The organism is Marimonas lutisalis (assembly GCF_005434965.1).
GTDB lineage: Bacteria > Pseudomonadota > Alphaproteobacteria > Rhodobacterales > Rhodobacteraceae > Marimonas_A > Marimonas_A lutisalis.
On sequence record NZ_SKCI01000004.1, the window covers coordinates 136,544 to 153,106 of the forward strand.

Sequence of the window (16,563 nt, forward strand, 5' to 3'; positions counted from 1 at the left end):
GGCTTCAGCCCGCCCTTTCTTCATCCCCCCGCATGCCGGCATTTCGGCGCCGGATCGCTCAGCACCCCGTCCTGCATCCGCAGTGTCCGCGTCGCCAGGCGCGACCGGAAATGCGGATCGTGGCTGACGATCACCATCGCCTGCGGCAGCCCCTCCAGGATCTCGACCAACCGCGCCTCGTTTTCTTCGTCCAGCGCATTCGTCGGCTCGTCCAGCAACAACACCTGCGGTGACATCGCCAGCACCGCTGCCAGCGTCACCAGACGCTTTTCCCCGCCCGAAAGCTTGTGTGTGATCCGGTCGCGCAGATACATCAGGTCCAGCAGCGTCAGCACCGAATCCACCTGCGCCATCGCCTCGTCGCGCGACTGCCCCAGGTTCAGCGGGCCAAAGGCCACGTCCTCGGCCACCGTGGGGCAGAACAGCTGATCGTCCGGATCCTGGAACACCAGCCCGGCCGAGCGCCGCACCGGCACGAAATCGGCTTCGCTTGCGCGTTCCTGGCCAAAGGCCGTCACCGTCCCGGCATCCGGGCGCAGAAGCCCCACCATGATCCGCAGCAGCGTCGATTTTCCAGCGCCATTATGCCCGGTAATGGCCAGCCGCTCGCCATCCTCCAGCACCAGTGAGGCGCCTTTCAGAACCTCACCGCGCCCGGGATAGGCAAAGTGGATATCGCGCAGATCAAAGAGCGGCATCGACCCACCCGATCCCGCCCAGACCTAGCAAGGCCAGCGCAGATCCCGCAGCAAAGATCCAGTCGGCCCGGCCGGCCCGGAACGTCTCCAGCATCGGGAACCGCCCGGCAAAGCCCCGGCATTTCATCGCCCCCAAAATCCGCTCGGACCGCTCGATCGCGCGCACCAGCATCATGCCCACCAGGTATCCGTAGGATCGCAACGTGTGCCGCGTGGTCGCGGGCCGGAACCCGCGCGCGCGCATCGCCGCGCGCATCCGCAGGTATTCGTCGTGCAGCACCGAAAGGTAGCGGATGGTGAACATCAGCAGCTGCACCAGCCGCTCGGGACATCTCAGCGCATGCAGCGCATGGCCCATCACCACCGGCTCCAGCGTGCCCACCAGCGCCATCAGCGCCAGGATCACCGCATTGGCCGTCAGCGCGATTTCCACCGCCGTCCAGATACCGGCCCAGCTTGCCACCAGCGGCCCGATGGAAAAGGCCGCGACGCCCGGCGTGGTAAAGGGCAGCATCAGCACCAGCAGGATGATGAACCCATCCACCGCCGCCATGCGTTTCAGCGTCGGCCCCGCCGGCAAACGCGCTGCGCCCATCAACGCAAGGGCCAGCGCCATTGCCGCCACCAGTGCCGTGATCGACGACAATGCCACCGCGACCACGGCAAAGGCCACCGCCGCGACCACCCGGAACCGCGGATCGATCCGCGTCAGCCAGCCATGGCGCGACCGCGCGGCGACCGGGCGGGCGAGGACATCAGCCATCGCCCTGCCCCGTCATCCTGCGCCGCGCCGCGATGTAGAACCCAGCCCCGAACAGCCCGGCGATAAAGCCCAGCCCGCCGAGGATGTCGCGCAGGTCGGTTTCGTCCTTCATTGCCGCGATCTCGCGGCGCAGCGGGCGCAGCTCGTCGCGCACGATCTCGGCAATCCGCGCCTCGTCGACCGCCGCCACCGGCGCGGCTGCCGACGTTTGTGCCGCAACCGGCACCGCGCCCGCGGGCGCTGCGCGCAGCCCCTCCGGCAGATCCTCCACCGGCATCACCGCCTGCGCCACGTGCCCCGATCCCAGGTCGGCGCGGAAATGCAGCGCGACCGCCTGCTCGGGCCGGTAGGTGAAAAACCCGTCCGCGTCGGTCACGGTCTCACCCAGCTTTGTGCCATCGGCGTCGAAAACCTCGACAACAACATCGCCTGCCATCGCGCCGCTGGATAGGCCGATCTCGCCTTCGATCATGTCACCCGCTGCATAGACCGACACGATTACCTTGTGCGCCCAAACCGCCCCCGGCAGCAGCATCAGCAGCAGGGCCAGCACGCGGATCATGCCCGCGCCCCCGCCCATGCACCCAGCAACTCGGGCTTGACCTGCGCCATCAGGTAGACCGCCGCCCCGGTCAGCGCGGCCTCGACCGCGATCACCGGCAGATGCGCCAGGATCACCAGCTTGGCCGCCAGGAAAAACGCCTCGCCCGTCAGCATCAGCGCCAGCGCCACCAGCATACCCGTCAGCGCCAGCGAAAGCCCGCCGGCCACCGCGCCCGCCACGGCGGCCCGGCCCGGCGCCACACTCCGGGTGAAAGGCCCGCACATGTAATGCACCGCGACCGCCGGCCCGGCGATCAGCACCGTGTTCACGCCCAGAACCGTCAACCCGCCAAACCCGAAGAACACCGCCTGCAGCAGCAGTCCGACGAACAGCGCCGGAAACGCCGCCCAGCCCAGCACCAGCCCCGCCAGCCCGTTCAGAATCAGGTGCACCGAGCTGGGCCCGATCGGCACATGGATGAGCGAGGCCACGAAAAACGCGGCCGACAACACTCCCGCCGTCGGGATCCGCTCCATCTCCAGCCTGCGCAGCCCCTGCGCGATGCCCCCCGCGGCAACGACCGCGCCGCCGATCACCACCGGGTTCGACAGGGCTCCATCAACGATATGCATGGCTCACTCCCCCATCCCGTAGGCGCGCACCCAGATCACCGCGTCCTGGCTCAGCGGCTTGCCTTGGTGTTCCTTGACCGGCCCGATATCCAGCGCGGCAAAGCCCCAGTGCCCCGCGCGCGGCACGGCAAAGGTGAAATAGCCCGCCTCGTCCGCGCGGATCACGATGGCCCCTCCCGGCATCGGCCCCACCGCTGCGGGCCCCGCGCGGTTTTCCGTCATGTCGGGCTCCGCCGCGATGTATTCCACCTCGATCTCGGCCCCCGGCACAGGCTTGCCATCCGCCATTACGCGTCCGGTGAAACTCGACCCCGCGATCAGGTTATAGGGTTTCGACAAGGGCAGGATTTCCGCCGGCAGGCCCAGCTCGGCCTCCCAGTCGGTGGGCAGGCCCGCGCGGTTCAGGTAGGCCTTGGCGAATTGCTGGATATAGATATCCTCGGCCTCTTCCAGGAAGGGCTCAGGCTCGACCGCGATCACGTAATCACCCGCCCGCTTGACCGGCAGCACCGCGTCATAGGCTCGCCCCGTATTCTGCGCGCCGGTGAAGGTGATCGGCGCCAGGCTCCCGCTCAGGTCGATCCGCTCGCCCCGGTGAAGCGCCCAGACGGCGCGCGGCGGCCCCATGTCCATCACCGCGCCGTTCTCGAACGGGTGCCAGAAGATCAGCTTGATCGGAACGTCACCGGCCTTTTCCAGCTGGGTTTGCGGCGAATAGGCCAATTGGAAATGTGCCCCGGCCACCCCCGGCCAGGCAAGGATCCCCGCAAGGATCAATCGTTTCAGCATGTCATGTCTCCCACGCCCGCGATTGCGGGCAAAGGCGACGGGGTTTCGGCTTGGAAAAGCGACCGCTTCCTCGCCAGATGCTCACCCCGGCATCCGTTCAAGTTCGACACCCGGACAAGCGGTCCGAACGCCACCGGCGGCAGGTCTCCTGACTCGCGGGTCCTCGCTTGGCCTCGCCTTCCCGGGGCATACCCCAGTGGCTTTCCTGGCCGCGCTCGCCGCTCACAGTTGCGGGGGCAGTCACGGATTTGGCGCCTGATGGCTACACCGCACCGTGTTCCCTTTTCATCCGGGCGTGGGTTTACCCGGAACCGTCAGCCCTTTTGGAATGGCACCCGCCGCGTGCAGAGTCAATCCACCCCGATGACGCGATCGTGAAAGCCGCGCCCGGCCCGTCGTGGCAAACTGCCCCCGTTTCCGGTTCAGGAGAAACCCGATGTTGCGTCACCTCGTCCTGCCTGTCCTGCTTGCCCTCGGCATGCCCGCGATGGCTCAAACCGCCCCCACGCCGATCGAGATCGAGGCCTACAGAGGGCTGCACAGCGCCGCGCATGCCGACGATGTTTCCGCCATCCGCCGTCTTGTGGCGCAGGGGGCCGACGTGAATGCACGCGACCACCGTCAACGCACGCCCGCCCATGTCGCCGCCTTCGCCTCAAGCGATGCGGCCCTGCGCGCCCTGGCCGAGGCGGGTGCCGACATGAACGCGCTTGAGTTCATGGCCTATGACGTCGTCACCATCGCCGCCGTCGCCAATGACCCCGATCTCATGTCGCTGGCAATCGAGCTGGGCAACGATCCGGGGCTTGTCACCTCGCCCTATGACGGCACGGCGCTCATCGCAGCGGCCCATCTCGGCCATGCCGAGGTTGTACGCCGCCTGATCGCCGCCAACGCCCCGCTCGATCACGTCAACAACCTCGGCTGGACCGCGCTGATCGAGGCGGTGGTGCTGGGCGATGGTGGCCCCGATCACCAGGAAACGGTCCGGGCCCTGGTTGCCGCCGGTGCCGACCTCACGATTACAGACCGAGACGGGCGCACCGCACTCGACCTGGCCCGTGCCCGTGGATTCCGCGCGATTGCAGAGTTGATCCCCGGACCTGACTGATCTTGCCTCGCCCCCGCTTTCACGCCACTCTGCGCGGGACCGAAAGGGAGGGTTGGAATGATCGACAAACTGCGTGCCATCGTGGGCGCGGCGCATGTGCTGCAAGACACTGATACCGCCAGGTATTCGCATGACTTCACTCATACCTACAGCTGGGCGCCCATGGCCGTCGTCCGCCCCGCGAATACCAGCGAAGTGGCGCAGATCGTGAAGCTCGCCAATGAAACAGGCACGCCCATCGTGCCCGTCTCCGGCAACACCGGCCTTGCCGGTGGCGCGCGTGCCGAAGGCGCGATCATGCTCTCGCTCGAACGGATGAACCGCATCCGCGAAATTCGCCCCGAGGCGCGCATGGCGATTGTCGATGCAGGTGTGGTGCTGGCCGATATCCGCGCCGCGGCCGAGGAACACGGCCTGATCTTCCCGCTCACCTTCGGCGCCCAGGGCAGCGCGATGATCGGCGGCAACCTCTCCACCAATGCCGGCGGCTCGAACGTGCTGCGCTATGGCAATACCCGCGACCTGGTGCTGGGGATCGAGGCGGTGCTGCCCAATGGCGAGGTGATGGACATCATGTCCGAGCTGCACAAGGACAACTCAGGCTACAACCTCAAGCACCTGCTGATCGGCGCCGAGGGCACGCTTGGCATCATCACCGGCGCGGTGCTGAAACTGGTGCCGAAACCGCGCGCCTATGCTTCGGCGATGGTCGCCGCGCCCTCGCTCGACGGCGCGCTGTCGCTGCTCAACCGCCTGCAGGAAGCCACCGGCGGCGCGGTCGAGGCCTTCGAATACATGCCGCGCAGCTATATCGAGCAGCACCTCAAGGTCGTCTCCGGCGCGCGTGAACCTTTTGACGCCCCGCATGACGTCAACATCTTCGTCGAGGTGGGCGCCACCGCCCCACGCGACGCCGAACCCGGCCCGGACGGCAAACCGCCGATCACCGCCTATTTCGAAACCGTGCTCGAGGAGCTCTTCGAAGAGGGCGCGGTGCTCGATGCCGTGGTGGCCCAGAACGAGGCCCAGCGCCGCGAGATGTGGGCGCGCCGCGAAGCCGCGGCCGAGGTGACGCTGTCGCGCCAGCCAATCCAGAACAACGATGTCGCCGTGCCGCTCGACAAGGTCGCGAGCTTCCTCGAGCGCGCCCATGCGATGCTGGAACGGACCGACCCGGGTGCGATTCCCATGGTGGTCTCGCATCTGGGCGACGGCAACGTGCATTACGCCGTCTGGCCGCAAAGCCAGGATCCGGAGACCTTTGACGCGATCATGGAAGGGGTCGAGGAGATCGTGCTCGATCTCGGCGGCAGTTTTTCGGCCGAACACGGCATCGGCACCTCGAAACTGCCGTCGATGGCCCGGCGCAAGAACAAGGTCGCGCTGGCGGCGATGCGGGCGATCAAGGCCGCGCTCGACCCGAACGGCATCATGAACCCGGGCAAGGTGCTGCCCGACGCCTGAGGGGTTGCGCCGCGCGGGCCGCGCGTCGCGGCGGGGCCTCGGCTGTCGCCTCGGCGGGGCCACATGTGCGCCGCTGCGCCATCCTCTCTTCCGCTTGCCTCAGGAGGGCGCGGGCCATTGAGTATTTTTGCCAAGAAAGACCGTCAGGAACCACTATCCTGAAATGCCGGGTCAGGCTTTGCGAAAGAGCAGGACGAAACCGGTATCCGTTGCATGGGGGCCAGTGGCACGCGGCCCGTAGATCGGCACCTCGGTCCGCTCCAGAGCGGCAAGGTTTGGCGCCATCCTGTCGAAGGCATCGGCAAAACCCGCGCCCTGCCAGTGCTTGGCATTGACCGAGATCGCCGCCAACCCGCCCGGCGCCAGAAGTCTCAGAACCTCGTCCAGGGCATCGGGGCCGACATGGCCGGTGGTGAAGGTGCCGGAACTGACAACGCTCTGATAACTGCCATCCGCCACGTCGAGCCGCTGCGTCAGGTCGCCCTCGAAAAGCCTGCGATAGACCCCCTTGCGCGCGGCCACCTCCAGCATTTCGCGCGAGATATCGGTACCATCGACCGGCGCGACCCGACCTGCAAGCAGCGCCCCCATCACCCCCGTCCCGGCCCCGAGATCGAGCACCGGCCCCTGCGGCTCCGCCTCGAGGAAGACGCGCGCCACATGCGCGGGCAGGCGGTAATCCATCTCGTCGATGAACGCGCTGTCATAGGTCTCGGCCCAGTCGCGGTAAAGCCGCACGCTGTCCTCGGGGGTTTGCAGCGCATAGGCCGCGTCAAGATCGGGATCGTCCTGCGTCATGGCCCCAGCCAAGCGCATCGAGGGCGGGTCGGTCAACCCCTGCGGATCATCCGCCCGCCTGCAGCGCCTTGCGGAACTCGAGGAACCGCACATCGGTCTTGACCCGTTCGTTCATCGCTTCGCGCAGGGCGGCCACCGATTTCAGCGGCCGCATCGCCACCTCGAACTCTGCGATCAGGCCATCGTCATCGAGCGTGATCAGATCCACGCCCACGGCGTCCAGATCGCCCACCTTGCACTGGAATTCCAGCGCCCAGTCCCGCCCCTCGCCCATCACCCGGCGATAGCGAAACTCGGAAAAAACCTGCCCGACATGGCCCAGCACCGCGGCCACCGCATCGCGCCCCTGCCATACGGCCCAGTAGGTCGGTGGCAGGAACCGCACGGTCTCGGCCATCAGCGGCGCAATTGCGGCATCGTCGCCCTTGGCCACCACCTCCATCATGGTTTCGATCGTCGGATGCATGCGCAGCCCTCCCTTTGCGCCAGACTGCGCGGCATCCTGCGCCCCGGCAAGCCTGACGTCGGGTTGCACCGGGTCCGCCCCATCGCTATCTGGCAGGGCATGAGCGACAGCTACACGCCCCCGAAGGACCCGCTCGAGGTTCTGCACGAAGATCACGAGCTTATCGTCGTGAACAAACCCGCCGGGCTCCTCTCGGTGCCGGGCAAGGGCGCCCACCTGGCCGATTGCTTGCTGACGCGGGTGCAGGTGGCCTTCCCGACGGCGCTCCTGGTGCACCGGCTCGATCGCGATACCTCGGGCGTCATGGTCTTTGCCGCCACGCCCCATGCCCAGCGCCACCTGGGGCTCCAATTCGAGAAACGCCAGACGAAAAAGACCTATGTCGCGCAGGTGCGCGGCCACATGCAGCCGAATGAGGGCACGATCGACCTGCCGCTGATCGTCGACTGGCCCAATCGCCCGCGCCAGATGGTCTGCCACGACACCGGCAAGGAAGCGATCACCGATTTCAAGGTGCTGAAGGCCAGCGATGCAGAAAGCCGCGTGCGCCTCTTCCCCCGCACCGGGCGCAGCCACCAACTGCGCGTGCACATGGCCGAACTGGGCCACCCCATCCTGGGCGATCCGCTTTATTCGGACGATGCCGGCGCTTTTCCCCGCATGATGCTGCATGCCGAAGAGTTGCGCCTGCGCCACCCCGATGGCGGGCGTGGAATGCGGTTTCGCGCCAAGACACCGTTCTGAAGACGAAAGCCGCGGGGATCAGGCCGCGCGGCGCTGCACCAGCGTCAGCGCCTCGAAGGGTTTCAGCATCGGATAGGCCGATTTGGCATGCTCGGGCAGCAGTCTGCGGTCGATCCCGGCCAGCAGGCTCTCGCTCAGCCGGTCGGCCTTGCGTCTGATCCGCCCGAGATAGAGGCTCTCCACCGGGCAACCGGCTGCGATCACCGATTCATGTGCCGGCAGGATCACCTGGGTATAGCGCACGACAGGCGGCCCGCTGACCGCGATGGCCGAAATGCCGTTGACCAGGTGCCGCGCCGGCACCAGCACGGCCTCGCGCCCAAACATGTATTCCACCTCCGAACCACCGACCACGAGTCGCTGATCGGGCGCGACGACGATATCGCTCTGCAGCCCGAAATAGGGCGCACGCAGCCGCACCGGCCGGAACGATCCGCGCGCCGGCACCAGCCGCTGCACCGCGTGCAGCACCGGCACCAGCCCGGATTCCATCGTTTCCACCAGGTCGCCGCGCCGCAGCTTGCCGGCGAAAATGTACTGTCCCGCGCCCAGAAGCGGCACGCGGCCCGTCAGCGTGGGCATCGGGCCAATCGGCTCCACCTTGCTCGACACGGCAAAGAACTGCACATCGGCATCCATCAGCCGCCGGCGCGGATCCGTCGTCATCTCGCGTATATCGTCCAGCCGCATCCCATGCGGCGCGGTCAATTCGGTCGAAACCGTCTTGTCCTGTTCCGGCCGCTCGATAGCCAGCCTGCCCCAGCCTTTCGTCACATCCCAGCTCAGGCTCACGCGCAGAACATCCGCGCGTTCCTGCGCGTCCTGGTTCAGCGCCGCGTGAAACACCTCATCGCCATCGGCCATCACCACCACGACGCCGCCGCCAGGTATCGCCTGTATCGAAAGCTTGAAGGGCCGCGGATGCAGCCGCTCGTATCCCAGCAGGGTCTGCGGCGCGCCATCCGCGGACAGCCGCGTTTCAACCAGCAGCGTTCCGCGCGGCAGAACACCGTCCTGCAGCAGCGCATCCGGCGCGCGGAAACTGTTGGTCATATTATCTGATATCGCGAACCAGCCCATATACCGTCCCTATGCCGCCCGCGTCCGCATTTCGCCCGCCAGAAGCGCCGCTTCGTACCCCTTCAGCGTGCGCCGGGCAGCCGGGCCATAGCCTTCTCCCGCCTCGGGGTCGAGTTCGGGGAAGATTTCGCAGATTTCCGCCACCATCTCGGGTTCGAAACTGTGGTTAACCTGCGGCCCGGGATGAAAGCTCTCGGTCGCCAGTTCCTCGCTGAAGATCACCTGGTGCTCATCGCACAACAGGTGCACATAGTCGACCAGCCCTCCGGGAACCGGGCGCACCCGCCTGTCATCGACAAGGTCCCGCGCCGCCACCAGGACTTCGCGTTCACCGAACAGAAGTTCGGACACGCCGTCGTGTACGAGTATGCGATGAAGCGGCGATACGGCTATGGCGCTGTGCCGCCCGAATGTGTTCGGCGCGACAAAGATCGGCGCGAACCTGCCCTCGGCCCTGACCCGCCGCATCCCGCGCCAGCGCAACGGTTGCGGCCCGCTATCCTGGGTCAGCACCATGTCCCCCGGCTCAAGCGTCTCCACCGCTCTCGGCCCTTTCACGGTGTCGATCATCGTGCCCGCCACGAAATACGGGATCGCGTCGACCAGAACGAACCCTGTATCCGTATTGGAGCCGCTCTCGATCGTGTAGGTGAAGTTGAAGGTTTCGTCAGTGCCATCGCCCACGACCGTGAAGGTGCCGTTGGCATTCAGCGTCACCGTCTGCCCGGTATTCAGTGTAACGGTGTCACCGGCGCTGACCGCGATGCCGTTAACATGCGTAATCGTCAGCGTCCCGCCCGAGGCGTCAAAGTCGTTGGCCAGCGCGTTCATCACCTTGGTCTGGTTGCCGGTCAGGTGCACCACGTCGTCATTGGCCACCAGGACCGTCTGGACCGAGTCACCGGCGATCAGCAGGTTCGAGTCGTAGCTCGAATCGCCCACGTCGGCGACGCCGATCCGGATCGTGTTGACCTCTCCGGCTGTCACCGGGATGGTCAGCGTCATGGTGACGGTGAAACCGTCCATTTCCGTATTGTACTGGTCCTGCGTGTTGTCGACGTAAAGGTTCTCATTGCCCCCGCCATTCAGGTTCCCGGGGTTGGCCGCCCCCACCGACATGTCGACCTGCGCACCGTTGATCCAGACGCCGCCGAAATCCTGGAACTGCGAATTGGCGTATTCGGGAAACTCTTCCGACGAAAAGACGAACTGCATCGTCATCGTGTCGCCGGTCGGGATGAAATCAATGTCCAGCCACGACGCATCATAGGTGCGCGCACCGGCCGCATCGTTGAAATCGCTGTTGTTGCTGGGGCCTCTGGTGTTGGTCGAGGTGTTGCTGTTCTGGTTCGATTGCGCCGGGCCGCCACCTTGCCACCATGGAAGGTTGCCGGCCTCACTGGTGAAATCCTGCGCTCGCCCGGTCGACAGGATCACGCCCTCGTCGCCGGGAACAACGCCGGGCGATATCGTATCGCCGTTAGTGTAAATCCCGGACGAGCGCGAGTCCCCGGTGTAGGATGCGCTCACGACAGTCACCCCATCGCCGAAAATTGTTTCCGCCATCTGCATCGCGGAGGCTTTGGTGTTGATCGGAAGTTCGGACGCCGCAACCATGACCTGCACACCTCGCTATGTCCAATGGCAGGCCACGGCAAATATGCCGTTTCCCGGCCGGATGTTTCCGGCCCAAGTGGTCATTTCTGCTCGGCGGGGCGTTGTCGCCCTCTGTCCGCAACCTGCCTCGGTTTTTTGTTGACCAAAAGTTAACACGGAATACGCGAATCTGTTAAGCCGCATTTTTCGCCTTCCCCTGCGTCACGTGGCGCGGTCGCGGCATTTGCGCCACATTTGCGCCGCCGCCCCATCCGCGCTAGGGCTTTGCCATCGCATCAACAACTCCGGGCCGCCCGCCATGACCCAACCGCTCGATCCCGTTCACCTCACGCAGAACCTCATCCGCTGCAACTCCGTCACTCCGGCCGAGGGCGGCGCGCTCGTCCTGCTGGACGAGGTGCTGACGGAAGCCGGCTTTGCCTGCACCCGCGTGGATCGTGGCGCGGTGTCGAACCTCTTCGCCCGCTGGGGTGACAAGGGCCATGCGAAAACCTTCGGCTTCAACGGCCATACCGATGTCGTGCCCCCGGGTGATACGGCCGCCTGGACACATGCACCCTTCTCCGGCGATCTTGCTGATGGCATCCTGTGGGGCCGCGGCGCGACCGACATGAAATCGGGGGTTGCCGCCTTTGCCGCCGCCGCGGTCGACTTCGTGCGCAACACGCCGCCCGACGGCGCGATCATCCTCACCATCACCGGCGACGAGGAAGGCGACGCCACCGATGGCACCACCGCGCTGCTCGACTGGATGGCCGACAACGGCGAGCAGATGTCGGTCTGCCTCGTGGGCGAACCGACCTGCCCCAACGAAATGGGCGAAATGATGAAGATCGGCCGCCGCGGCTCGATGACCGCCTGGTTCCGCGTGACCGGCGTTCAGGGCCATTCGGCCTATCCGCACCGCGCGAAGAACCCGCTGCCCGCGATGGCGCGGCTGATGGACCGCCTCGCCAGCCACGAGCTTGACCAGGGCACCGGGCATTTCGATCCCTCCACGCTGGCCGTGGTCGGCATCGACACCGGCAACCCCGCCACCAACGTGATCCCGGCCGAATGCACCGGCGCTGTCAATATCCGCTTCAACGATGCGCATTCCGGCGCCACGCTCACCGCCTGGCTCGAACAGGAGGCCGACAAGGTCGCCGCGGAATTCGGCGTCGGCATCGACATGCGGGTGAAAATCTCCGGTGAAAGCTTCCTCACCCCGCCGGGGCCGCTCTCGGACCTGATCGCGAACGCGGTCGAGGCTGAAACCGGCCGCCGCCCCGAGCTTTCGACCACCGGCGGCACTTCGGATGCGCGCTTCGTCAAGGATCACTGCCAGGTGGTGGAATTCGGCCTTGTCGGCCATTTCATGCACCAGGTCGATGAACGCGTGCCCGCCACCCAGATCGAGGAACTCAAATCGATCTATACCCGGATCCTGCACGACTATTTTGCATGAGGCCTGGCATGAGGCCCCGCCTCGTCATCATGCTGAAAGAGCCTCGCGCGGGCCGGGTGAAAACCCGGCTCGGGCGTGACATTGGCACGATCCCCGCCACCTGGTGGTTCCGCCATCAATCCGCGCGCCTGCTGCGCCGGCTGGCCGATCCGCGCTGGGACATGGTCCTGGCCCTGGCCCCCGACACGGCCATTGCCAGCCGCGCCTTCCCCGCGCACCTGCCTCGCGTGCCGCAGGGCCCCGGCGATCTCGGCGCGCGCATGGCCCGGCTCTTGCGCCTGCCCCATCCCGGCCCGGTCTGCCTTGTCGGCGGCGATATCCCGGGCCTGATGCCCCACCATGTTGCCCGCGCCTTCCATCTCGCCCGCGCGCATGATGCCGTCTTCGGCCCCGCCACCGATGGCGGCTTCTGGCTTGCCGGCCTGCGCCACCCGTCGCGCAGCCCCGCACGCCTCTTCGAAAATGTCCGCTGGTCCACACCGCACGCGCTTGCCGACACCCTTGCCACGCTTGGCAAGCACCGCACGGCCCTCGCCGACACCCTCTCGGATGTCGACAGCGCCGCTGATCTGTGACTGCCCGGCGCCCGGTCGCCCCCTGCTTCATCTTGCCTGAAAATACTCAATCCCAACGCGGCCGACGTTCCACCCCGGCCCCGATATGCGCCACCGCCTGACCCGCCCCCGCGGCGGACGGGGGCTGGTGGGTGGGCCGTTCGCCGCGGGGGCGGTGCCGACTTTCCCAATGACGCGCCCCGCGCCCCATGCTATCGGGACAGCATGAGCAAGCTGCCCACCAAGGACGAGATCCTGCAATGGATCTCCGACAACCCGACCCAGACCTCGAAACGCGACATCTCCCGTGCCTTCGGCATCAAGGGGGCCGCCCGGATCGACCTCAAGCGCCTGCTGAAAGAGCTTGAGGACGAAGGCCACCTCGCCAAGCGCAAGAAAACCTACCGCGATCCCGACAAACTGCCCCCCGTCTCGGTGCTGCAGGTGGCCACGCCCACCCCCGATGGCGACCTGACCGCGCGCCCTATGGAATGGCAGGGCGAGGGCGATGAGCCCCGCATCGTCATCATCCCGCGCGCGTCCGACCCGGCCCTTGGCGAAGGCGACCGCATCCTCGCCCGCCTGACCGAGATCAAGGGCGATTTCGCCTACGAGGCCCGGCTCATCCGCCGCATCGGCACCAACCCGCGCCGCGTGCTCGGCATCTTCCGCGCCACCCCTGAAGGCGGCCGCATCCTGCCAATCGACAAGGGTGACGGCAAGGAATGGCAGGTCGGCAAATCCGACATCGGCGGCGCGAAAGAGGGCGAACTGGTCGAGGCCGAGCAATCCGGCCCCAAGGGCCGCATGGGCCTGCCCCGCGCCCGCATCACCCAGCGCCTCGGCGACCCATCGGCGCCCCGCGCCGTTTCGCTCATCGCCATTCACCAGCACGGCATCCCGCATGACTTCCCCGACGAGGTGATTGCCGAAGCCGACGCCATGCACCCCGCGGGTCTCGATGAAAACCGCGAAGACCTGACCGAGCTGCCGCTCATCACCATCGACCCGGCCGATGCCCGCGACCACGATGATGCCTGCTGGGCGCATGAAGACGACGATCCGAAGAATGAAGGCGGGCACGTGATCTGGGTCGCCATCGCTGACGTGGCTCACTATGTCCGCCCCGGCACCGCGCTCGATGCCGAGGCGCGCAAGCGCGGCAATTCCTCCTATTTCCCCGACCGGGTCGTGCCCATGCTGCCCGACCGGCTCTCGGGCGATCTCTGCAGCCTGCACGAAGGCGTCAAACGCGCCTGCCTTGCCGTGCGCATCCAGATCGACGCCCATGGCGAAAAGCGGTCGCATTCCTTCCATCGCGGCCTGATGCGCTCCATCGCTTCACTCAACTACCGCGAGGTGCAGGAGGCGCAGGATGGCAGCCCGAACGACAAATGCGCGCCCTTGATGGACGACGTGATCGCGCCGCTCTACGCCGCCTACGCCGCGCTCACCCAGGCCCGCGCCCGCCGCCAGCCACTCGATCTCGACCTGCCCGAGCGCAAGGTCGTGCTGACCGAGGAAGGCGAGGTCGAGTCGGTCAATTTCCTCGAACGGCTCGACGCCCACCGCCTGATCGAGGAATTCATGATCCTCGCCAATGTCGCCGCCGCCGAGGAGCTGATCGCGCGCCGCTCGCCGCTCCTTTTCCGCGTCCACGAAGAGCCCCCGCCCGAGAAACTCGAAAGCCTGCGCGACACCGCCGAGGCCGCCGGCCTGACGCTGGCCAAGGGGCAGGTGCTGAAAACCTCGCACCTCAACGCGCTCCTTGCCGCTGCCGAAGGCACGGATCATGACGAGCTCATCAACCTCTCGACCCTGCGCTCGATGACCCAGGCCTACTACAGCCCGTCGAATTTCGGCCATTTCGGCCTCGCGCTGCAGGCCTATGCGCATTTCACCTCGCCTATCCGCCGCTACTCCGATCTGGTCGTGCACCGCGCGCTCATCTCGGCGCACAAATGGGGTGATGATGGCCTGACGCCCGACGATATCCAGCGCCTCGAACCCACCGCTGCGCATATCAGCGAAACCGAACGCCGCTCGATGATGGCCGAGCGCGACACCACCGACCGCTACCTCGCCGCCTTCCTGTCCGAGCGTGTGGGCAACGAGTTTAGTGGCCGCGTGTCGGGCATCGCCCGTTTCGGCGTCTTCGTCCGGCTCGATGAAACCGGGGCCGACGGGCTCATCCCGATGCGATCACTGGGCCATGAGTATTTCCGCTTCGACCGCGACGCCGGCACATTGACTGGCGCGGACACGGGCACCGAAATCGGCCTCGGTGATCGCGTGACGGTGAAACTGATGGAGGCCGCCCCCGTCACCGGCGGCATCGCGCTCGAACTCGTCTCGCTCGAAGGCAAGGCCATGCGCCGCGCCCCGCGCGGTGGCTCCGGTGGCAAACCCAAGGGTCGCAAGCCTGCCCGGGCCAAGCGCAAGTCCGACAAGACCAAACGCAAGGTCACCCGACGACGGCGGTAGGCCGGGCGTCCGCCCGGCACCCCCTTGCCGACGCATCGCAACCGCCTTTCCCCGTGCCGGTTTTGCCCGTAACATCGGGCAGAACCCACAACCGGGGCAAACAGGCACATGCGTATCCGTTATCTTGTTGCATCTCTCGCGTTTCTTGCCTTTCCCGCGCTGGCCGAGGCACCTGTGCAATCGCTCCGCCCCCCACAAATCTCGCCCAATCCCGTGATCTCGACCAAGAACGCCGCCTTCCAGCGCTGGATCGCCGATTTCCGCGGCCGCGCTATGTCGGCCGGCATCCCCGCAACCGTGCTCGACAGCGCACTGGCAGGGCTGAAATACAACGTCGACGTTATCCAGAAGGATCGCACCCAGAACGAGTTCACCAAGACCGTCTGGGTCTACCTCGACAGCGCCGCCTCCGATGCCCGCATCACCGCCGGCAAGAAGGCGCTGCGCAAACACGCCGCCCTTCTTGACCGGATCGAGGCCCGCTACGGAGTTGAAAAGGACATCGTCGCCGCGATCTGGGGCCTCGAATCCGCTTATGGCAGCTTCCGCGGCTCCATCCCCACGATCGAGGCATTGGCCACGCTCGCCTTCGACGGCCGCCGCGGCGAATTCTTCGAGGCCCAGCTGCTCGACGCGCTGATAATCCTCGCCAACGGCGACACCACACCGCGCAACATGCGCGGCAGCTGGGCCGGTGCCATGGGCCATACCCAGTTCATGCCGTCCAGTTTCCACGCCCATGCTCAGGATTTCACCGGCGACGGCCGGCGTGACATCTGGGGCGATGACCCGTCCGACGCGCTGGCCTCCGCCGCCGCCTATCTCAAGGCCAATGGCTGGCAGACCGGCCTGCCCTGGGGGGTCGAGGTGAAACTGCCCGACGGCTTCAACTACATGCTCGCCCGCCGCGACCTGACCAAACTGCCCTCCGAATGGGCGCGGCTGGGCGTCACCGACATGGCCGGAACCCCCGTACCCGATCACGGCCCCGCCTCGGTGCTGCTGCCCGGCGGGCACCAGGGCGCCGCCTTCCTGATCTTCGCGAATTTCGACGTGATCGAAACCTACAACACGGCCGATGCCTACGTGATCGGCGTCGGCCACCTCGCCGATCGGATCGGCGGCGGCCCGGCGATCCGGGGCGGCTGGCCACGCGGCGACCGCGCCCTTACCCTGCCCGAGAGACAGGACCTGCAACGTCGCCTGCGGACCGCGGGCTTCGATCCCGAAAAGATCGATGGCAAGATCGGCCCGCTCACCATCAACGCCGTGCGCGCCTACCAGAAGGCGCGCGGGCTTGTCCCCGATGGCTATCCCTCGCCCGGTTTTCTCACCTTCCTGCGCCGCAACGGCTGAGCCTGCAAAGCACCGC

At 66.6% G+C, this 16,563-nt stretch carries 16 protein-coding genes and 1 riboswitch; of the genes, 7 read left to right on the top strand and 9 right to left on the bottom strand.

Annotated features, from left to right (window positions below; all coding sequences use genetic code 11):
• Positions 1-20: 20 nt before the first annotated feature.
• The 5 genes from E0501_RS16505 to E0501_RS16530 are packed head-to-tail and all read right to left on the bottom strand — an operon-like array spanning position 21 to position 3,426.
• On the bottom strand, positions 21-698 hold the full coding sequence (locus tag E0501_RS16505; protein ID WP_137702506.1) for an energy-coupling factor ABC transporter ATP-binding protein: 678 nt from the start codon (positions 696-698) through the stop codon (positions 21-23).
• Positions 685-1,461, bottom strand: a complete 777-nt coding sequence (gene cbiQ / locus E0501_RS16510; protein ID WP_137702507.1) for a cobalt ECF transporter T component CbiQ — start codon at positions 1,459-1,461, stop codon at positions 685-687. Before cbiQ ends, E0501_RS16505 begins: the two co-directional genes overlap by 14 nt.
• On the bottom strand, positions 1,454-2,023 hold the full coding sequence (locus tag E0501_RS21180) for a cobalt ABC transporter permease (protein ID WP_161594641.1): 570 nt from the start codon (positions 2,021-2,023) through the stop codon (positions 1,454-1,456). The genes cbiQ and E0501_RS21180 overlap by 8 nt, the downstream gene beginning before the upstream one ends.
• Complete coding sequence (cbiM, locus tag E0501_RS16525; RefSeq protein ID WP_137702509.1) at positions 2,020-2,637, bottom strand: cobalt transporter CbiM; 618 nt, start codon at positions 2,635-2,637, stop codon at positions 2,020-2,022. Before cbiM ends, E0501_RS21180 begins: the two co-directional genes overlap by 4 nt.
• A 3-nt stretch (positions 2,638-2,640) precedes the next feature.
• Positions 2,641-3,426 carry a DUF4198 domain-containing protein gene (locus E0501_RS16530; RefSeq protein ID WP_137702510.1) on the bottom strand — a complete coding sequence of 262 codons (786 nt, stop codon included), beginning with the start codon at positions 3,424-3,426 and terminating at the stop codon, positions 2,641-2,643.
• Between the two features lie 121 nt (positions 3,427-3,547).
• Positions 3,548-3,757: riboswitch (cobalamin riboswitch) on the bottom strand.
• Positions 3,758-3,862: 105 nt separating this feature from the next.
• Here E0501_RS16530 and E0501_RS16535 point away from each other — a divergent pair.
• The gene (locus tag E0501_RS16535) at positions 3,863-4,537 is read left to right on the top strand and encodes an ankyrin repeat domain-containing protein (protein ID WP_137702511.1); all 675 of its coding nucleotides are present in this window, start codon (positions 3,863-3,865) and stop codon (positions 4,535-4,537) included.
• A 57-nt stretch (positions 4,538-4,594) separates the two neighbouring features.
• Positions 4,595-6,001 (top strand): FAD-binding oxidoreductase, encoded by a 1,407-nt coding sequence (locus E0501_RS16540; RefSeq protein WP_137702512.1) that lies wholly within the window; start codon positions 4,595-4,597, stop codon positions 5,999-6,001.
• 171 nt (positions 6,002-6,172) lie between these two features.
• Here E0501_RS16540 and E0501_RS16545 read toward each other — a convergent pair whose 3' ends face one another.
• Both E0501_RS16545 and E0501_RS16550 read right to left on the bottom strand, forming a co-directional pair.
• Positions 6,173-6,799 carry a class I SAM-dependent DNA methyltransferase gene (locus E0501_RS16545; protein WP_137702513.1) on the bottom strand — a complete coding sequence of 209 codons (627 nt, stop codon included), beginning with the start codon at positions 6,797-6,799 and terminating at the stop codon, positions 6,173-6,175.
• 46 nt (positions 6,800-6,845) lie between these two features.
• Positions 6,846-7,265: a nuclear transport factor 2 family protein gene (locus tag E0501_RS16550; protein WP_137702514.1), complete on the bottom strand. Its 420-nt coding sequence runs from the start codon at positions 7,263-7,265 to the stop codon at positions 6,846-6,848.
• 99 nt (positions 7,266-7,364) lie between these two features.
• Here E0501_RS16550 and E0501_RS16555 point away from each other — a divergent pair, with 99 nt between their 5' ends.
• Positions 7,365-8,009, top strand: a complete 645-nt coding sequence (locus E0501_RS16555) for an RluA family pseudouridine synthase (RefSeq protein ID WP_137702515.1) — start codon at positions 7,365-7,367, stop codon at positions 8,007-8,009.
• A gap of 18 nt (positions 8,010-8,027) precedes the next feature.
• Here E0501_RS16555 and E0501_RS16560 read toward each other — a convergent pair whose 3' ends face one another.
• Together E0501_RS16560 and E0501_RS16565 are read right to left on the bottom strand one after the other, a co-directional pair.
• On the bottom strand, positions 8,028-9,062 hold the full coding sequence (locus E0501_RS16560; protein ID WP_161594643.1) for a Hint domain-containing protein: 1,035 nt from the start codon (positions 9,060-9,062) through the stop codon (positions 8,028-8,030).
• Between the two features lie 36 nt (positions 9,063-9,098).
• Positions 9,099-10,706, bottom strand: a complete 1,608-nt coding sequence (locus tag E0501_RS16565) for a choice-of-anchor L domain-containing protein (protein ID WP_137702517.1) — start codon at positions 10,704-10,706, stop codon at positions 9,099-9,101.
• 298 nt (positions 10,707-11,004) lie between these two features.
• Between E0501_RS16565 and dapE the strand changes: the two genes are divergently transcribed.
• From dapE to E0501_RS16585, 4 genes are all read left to right on the top strand, one after another.
• Entirely contained in the window at positions 11,005-12,153 is a 1,149-nt protein-coding gene (dapE, locus tag E0501_RS16570; protein ID WP_137702518.1) for a succinyl-diaminopimelate desuccinylase, read from the top strand.
• 8 nt (positions 12,154-12,161) lie between these two features.
• Positions 12,162-12,728 (top strand): TIGR04282 family arsenosugar biosynthesis glycosyltransferase, encoded by a 567-nt coding sequence (locus tag E0501_RS16575; protein ID WP_137702519.1) that lies wholly within the window; start codon positions 12,162-12,164, stop codon positions 12,726-12,728.
• Between the two features lie 204 nt (positions 12,729-12,932).
• Entirely contained in the window at positions 12,933-15,191 is a 2,259-nt protein-coding gene (gene rnr / locus E0501_RS16580) for a ribonuclease R (RefSeq protein ID WP_137702520.1), read from the top strand.
• Between the two features lie 108 nt (positions 15,192-15,299).
• Positions 15,300-16,547, top strand: a complete 1,248-nt coding sequence (locus E0501_RS16585) for a lytic murein transglycosylase (protein ID WP_137702521.1) — start codon at positions 15,300-15,302, stop codon at positions 16,545-16,547.
• The last annotated feature ends 16 nt before the right edge of the window (positions 16,548-16,563 follow it).

Bases quoted from the DNA above. Each gene is read 5' to 3' on its own strand.
- E0501_RS16505 (WP_137702506.1), bottom strand. From the start codon at position 698: ATGCCGCTCTTTGATCTGCGCGATATCCACTTTGCCTATCCCGGGCGC.
- cbiQ (WP_137702507.1), bottom strand. From the start codon at position 1,461: ATGGCTGATGTCCTCGCCCGCCCGGTCGCCGCGCGGTCGCGCCATGGC.
- E0501_RS21180 (WP_161594641.1), bottom strand. From the start codon at position 2,023: ATGATCCGCGTGCTGGCCCTGCTGCTGATGCTGCTGCCGGGGGCGGTT.
- cbiM (WP_137702509.1), bottom strand. From the start codon at position 2,637: ATGCATATCGTTGATGGAGCCCTGTCGAACCCGGTGGTGATCGGCGGC.
- E0501_RS16530 (WP_137702510.1), bottom strand. From the start codon at position 3,426: ATGCTGAAACGATTGATCCTTGCGGGGATCCTTGCCTGGCCGGGGGTG.
- E0501_RS16535 (WP_137702511.1), top strand. From the start codon at position 3,863: ATGTTGCGTCACCTCGTCCTGCCTGTCCTGCTTGCCCTCGGCATGCCC.
- E0501_RS16540 (WP_137702512.1), top strand. From the start codon at position 4,595: ATGATCGACAAACTGCGTGCCATCGTGGGCGCGGCGCATGTGCTGCAA.
- E0501_RS16545 (WP_137702513.1), bottom strand. From the start codon at position 6,799: ATGACGCAGGACGATCCCGATCTTGACGCGGCCTATGCGCTGCAAACC.
- E0501_RS16550 (WP_137702514.1), bottom strand. From the start codon at position 7,265: ATGCATCCGACGATCGAAACCATGATGGAGGTGGTGGCCAAGGGCGAC.
- E0501_RS16555 (WP_137702515.1), top strand. From the start codon at position 7,365: ATGAGCGACAGCTACACGCCCCCGAAGGACCCGCTCGAGGTTCTGCAC.
- E0501_RS16560 (WP_161594643.1), bottom strand. From the start codon at position 9,062: ATGACCAACAGTTTCCGCGCGCCGGATGCGCTGCTGCAGGACGGTGTT.
- E0501_RS16565 (WP_137702517.1), bottom strand. From the start codon at position 10,706: ATGGTTGCGGCGTCCGAACTTCCGATCAACACCAAAGCCTCCGCGATG.
- dapE (WP_137702518.1), top strand. From the start codon at position 11,005: ATGACCCAACCGCTCGATCCCGTTCACCTCACGCAGAACCTCATCCGC.
- E0501_RS16575 (WP_137702519.1), top strand. From the start codon at position 12,162: ATGAGGCCCCGCCTCGTCATCATGCTGAAAGAGCCTCGCGCGGGCCGG.
- rnr (WP_137702520.1), top strand. From the start codon at position 12,933: ATGAGCAAGCTGCCCACCAAGGACGAGATCCTGCAATGGATCTCCGAC.
- E0501_RS16585 (WP_137702521.1), top strand. From the start codon at position 15,300: ATGCGTATCCGTTATCTTGTTGCATCTCTCGCGTTTCTTGCCTTTCCC.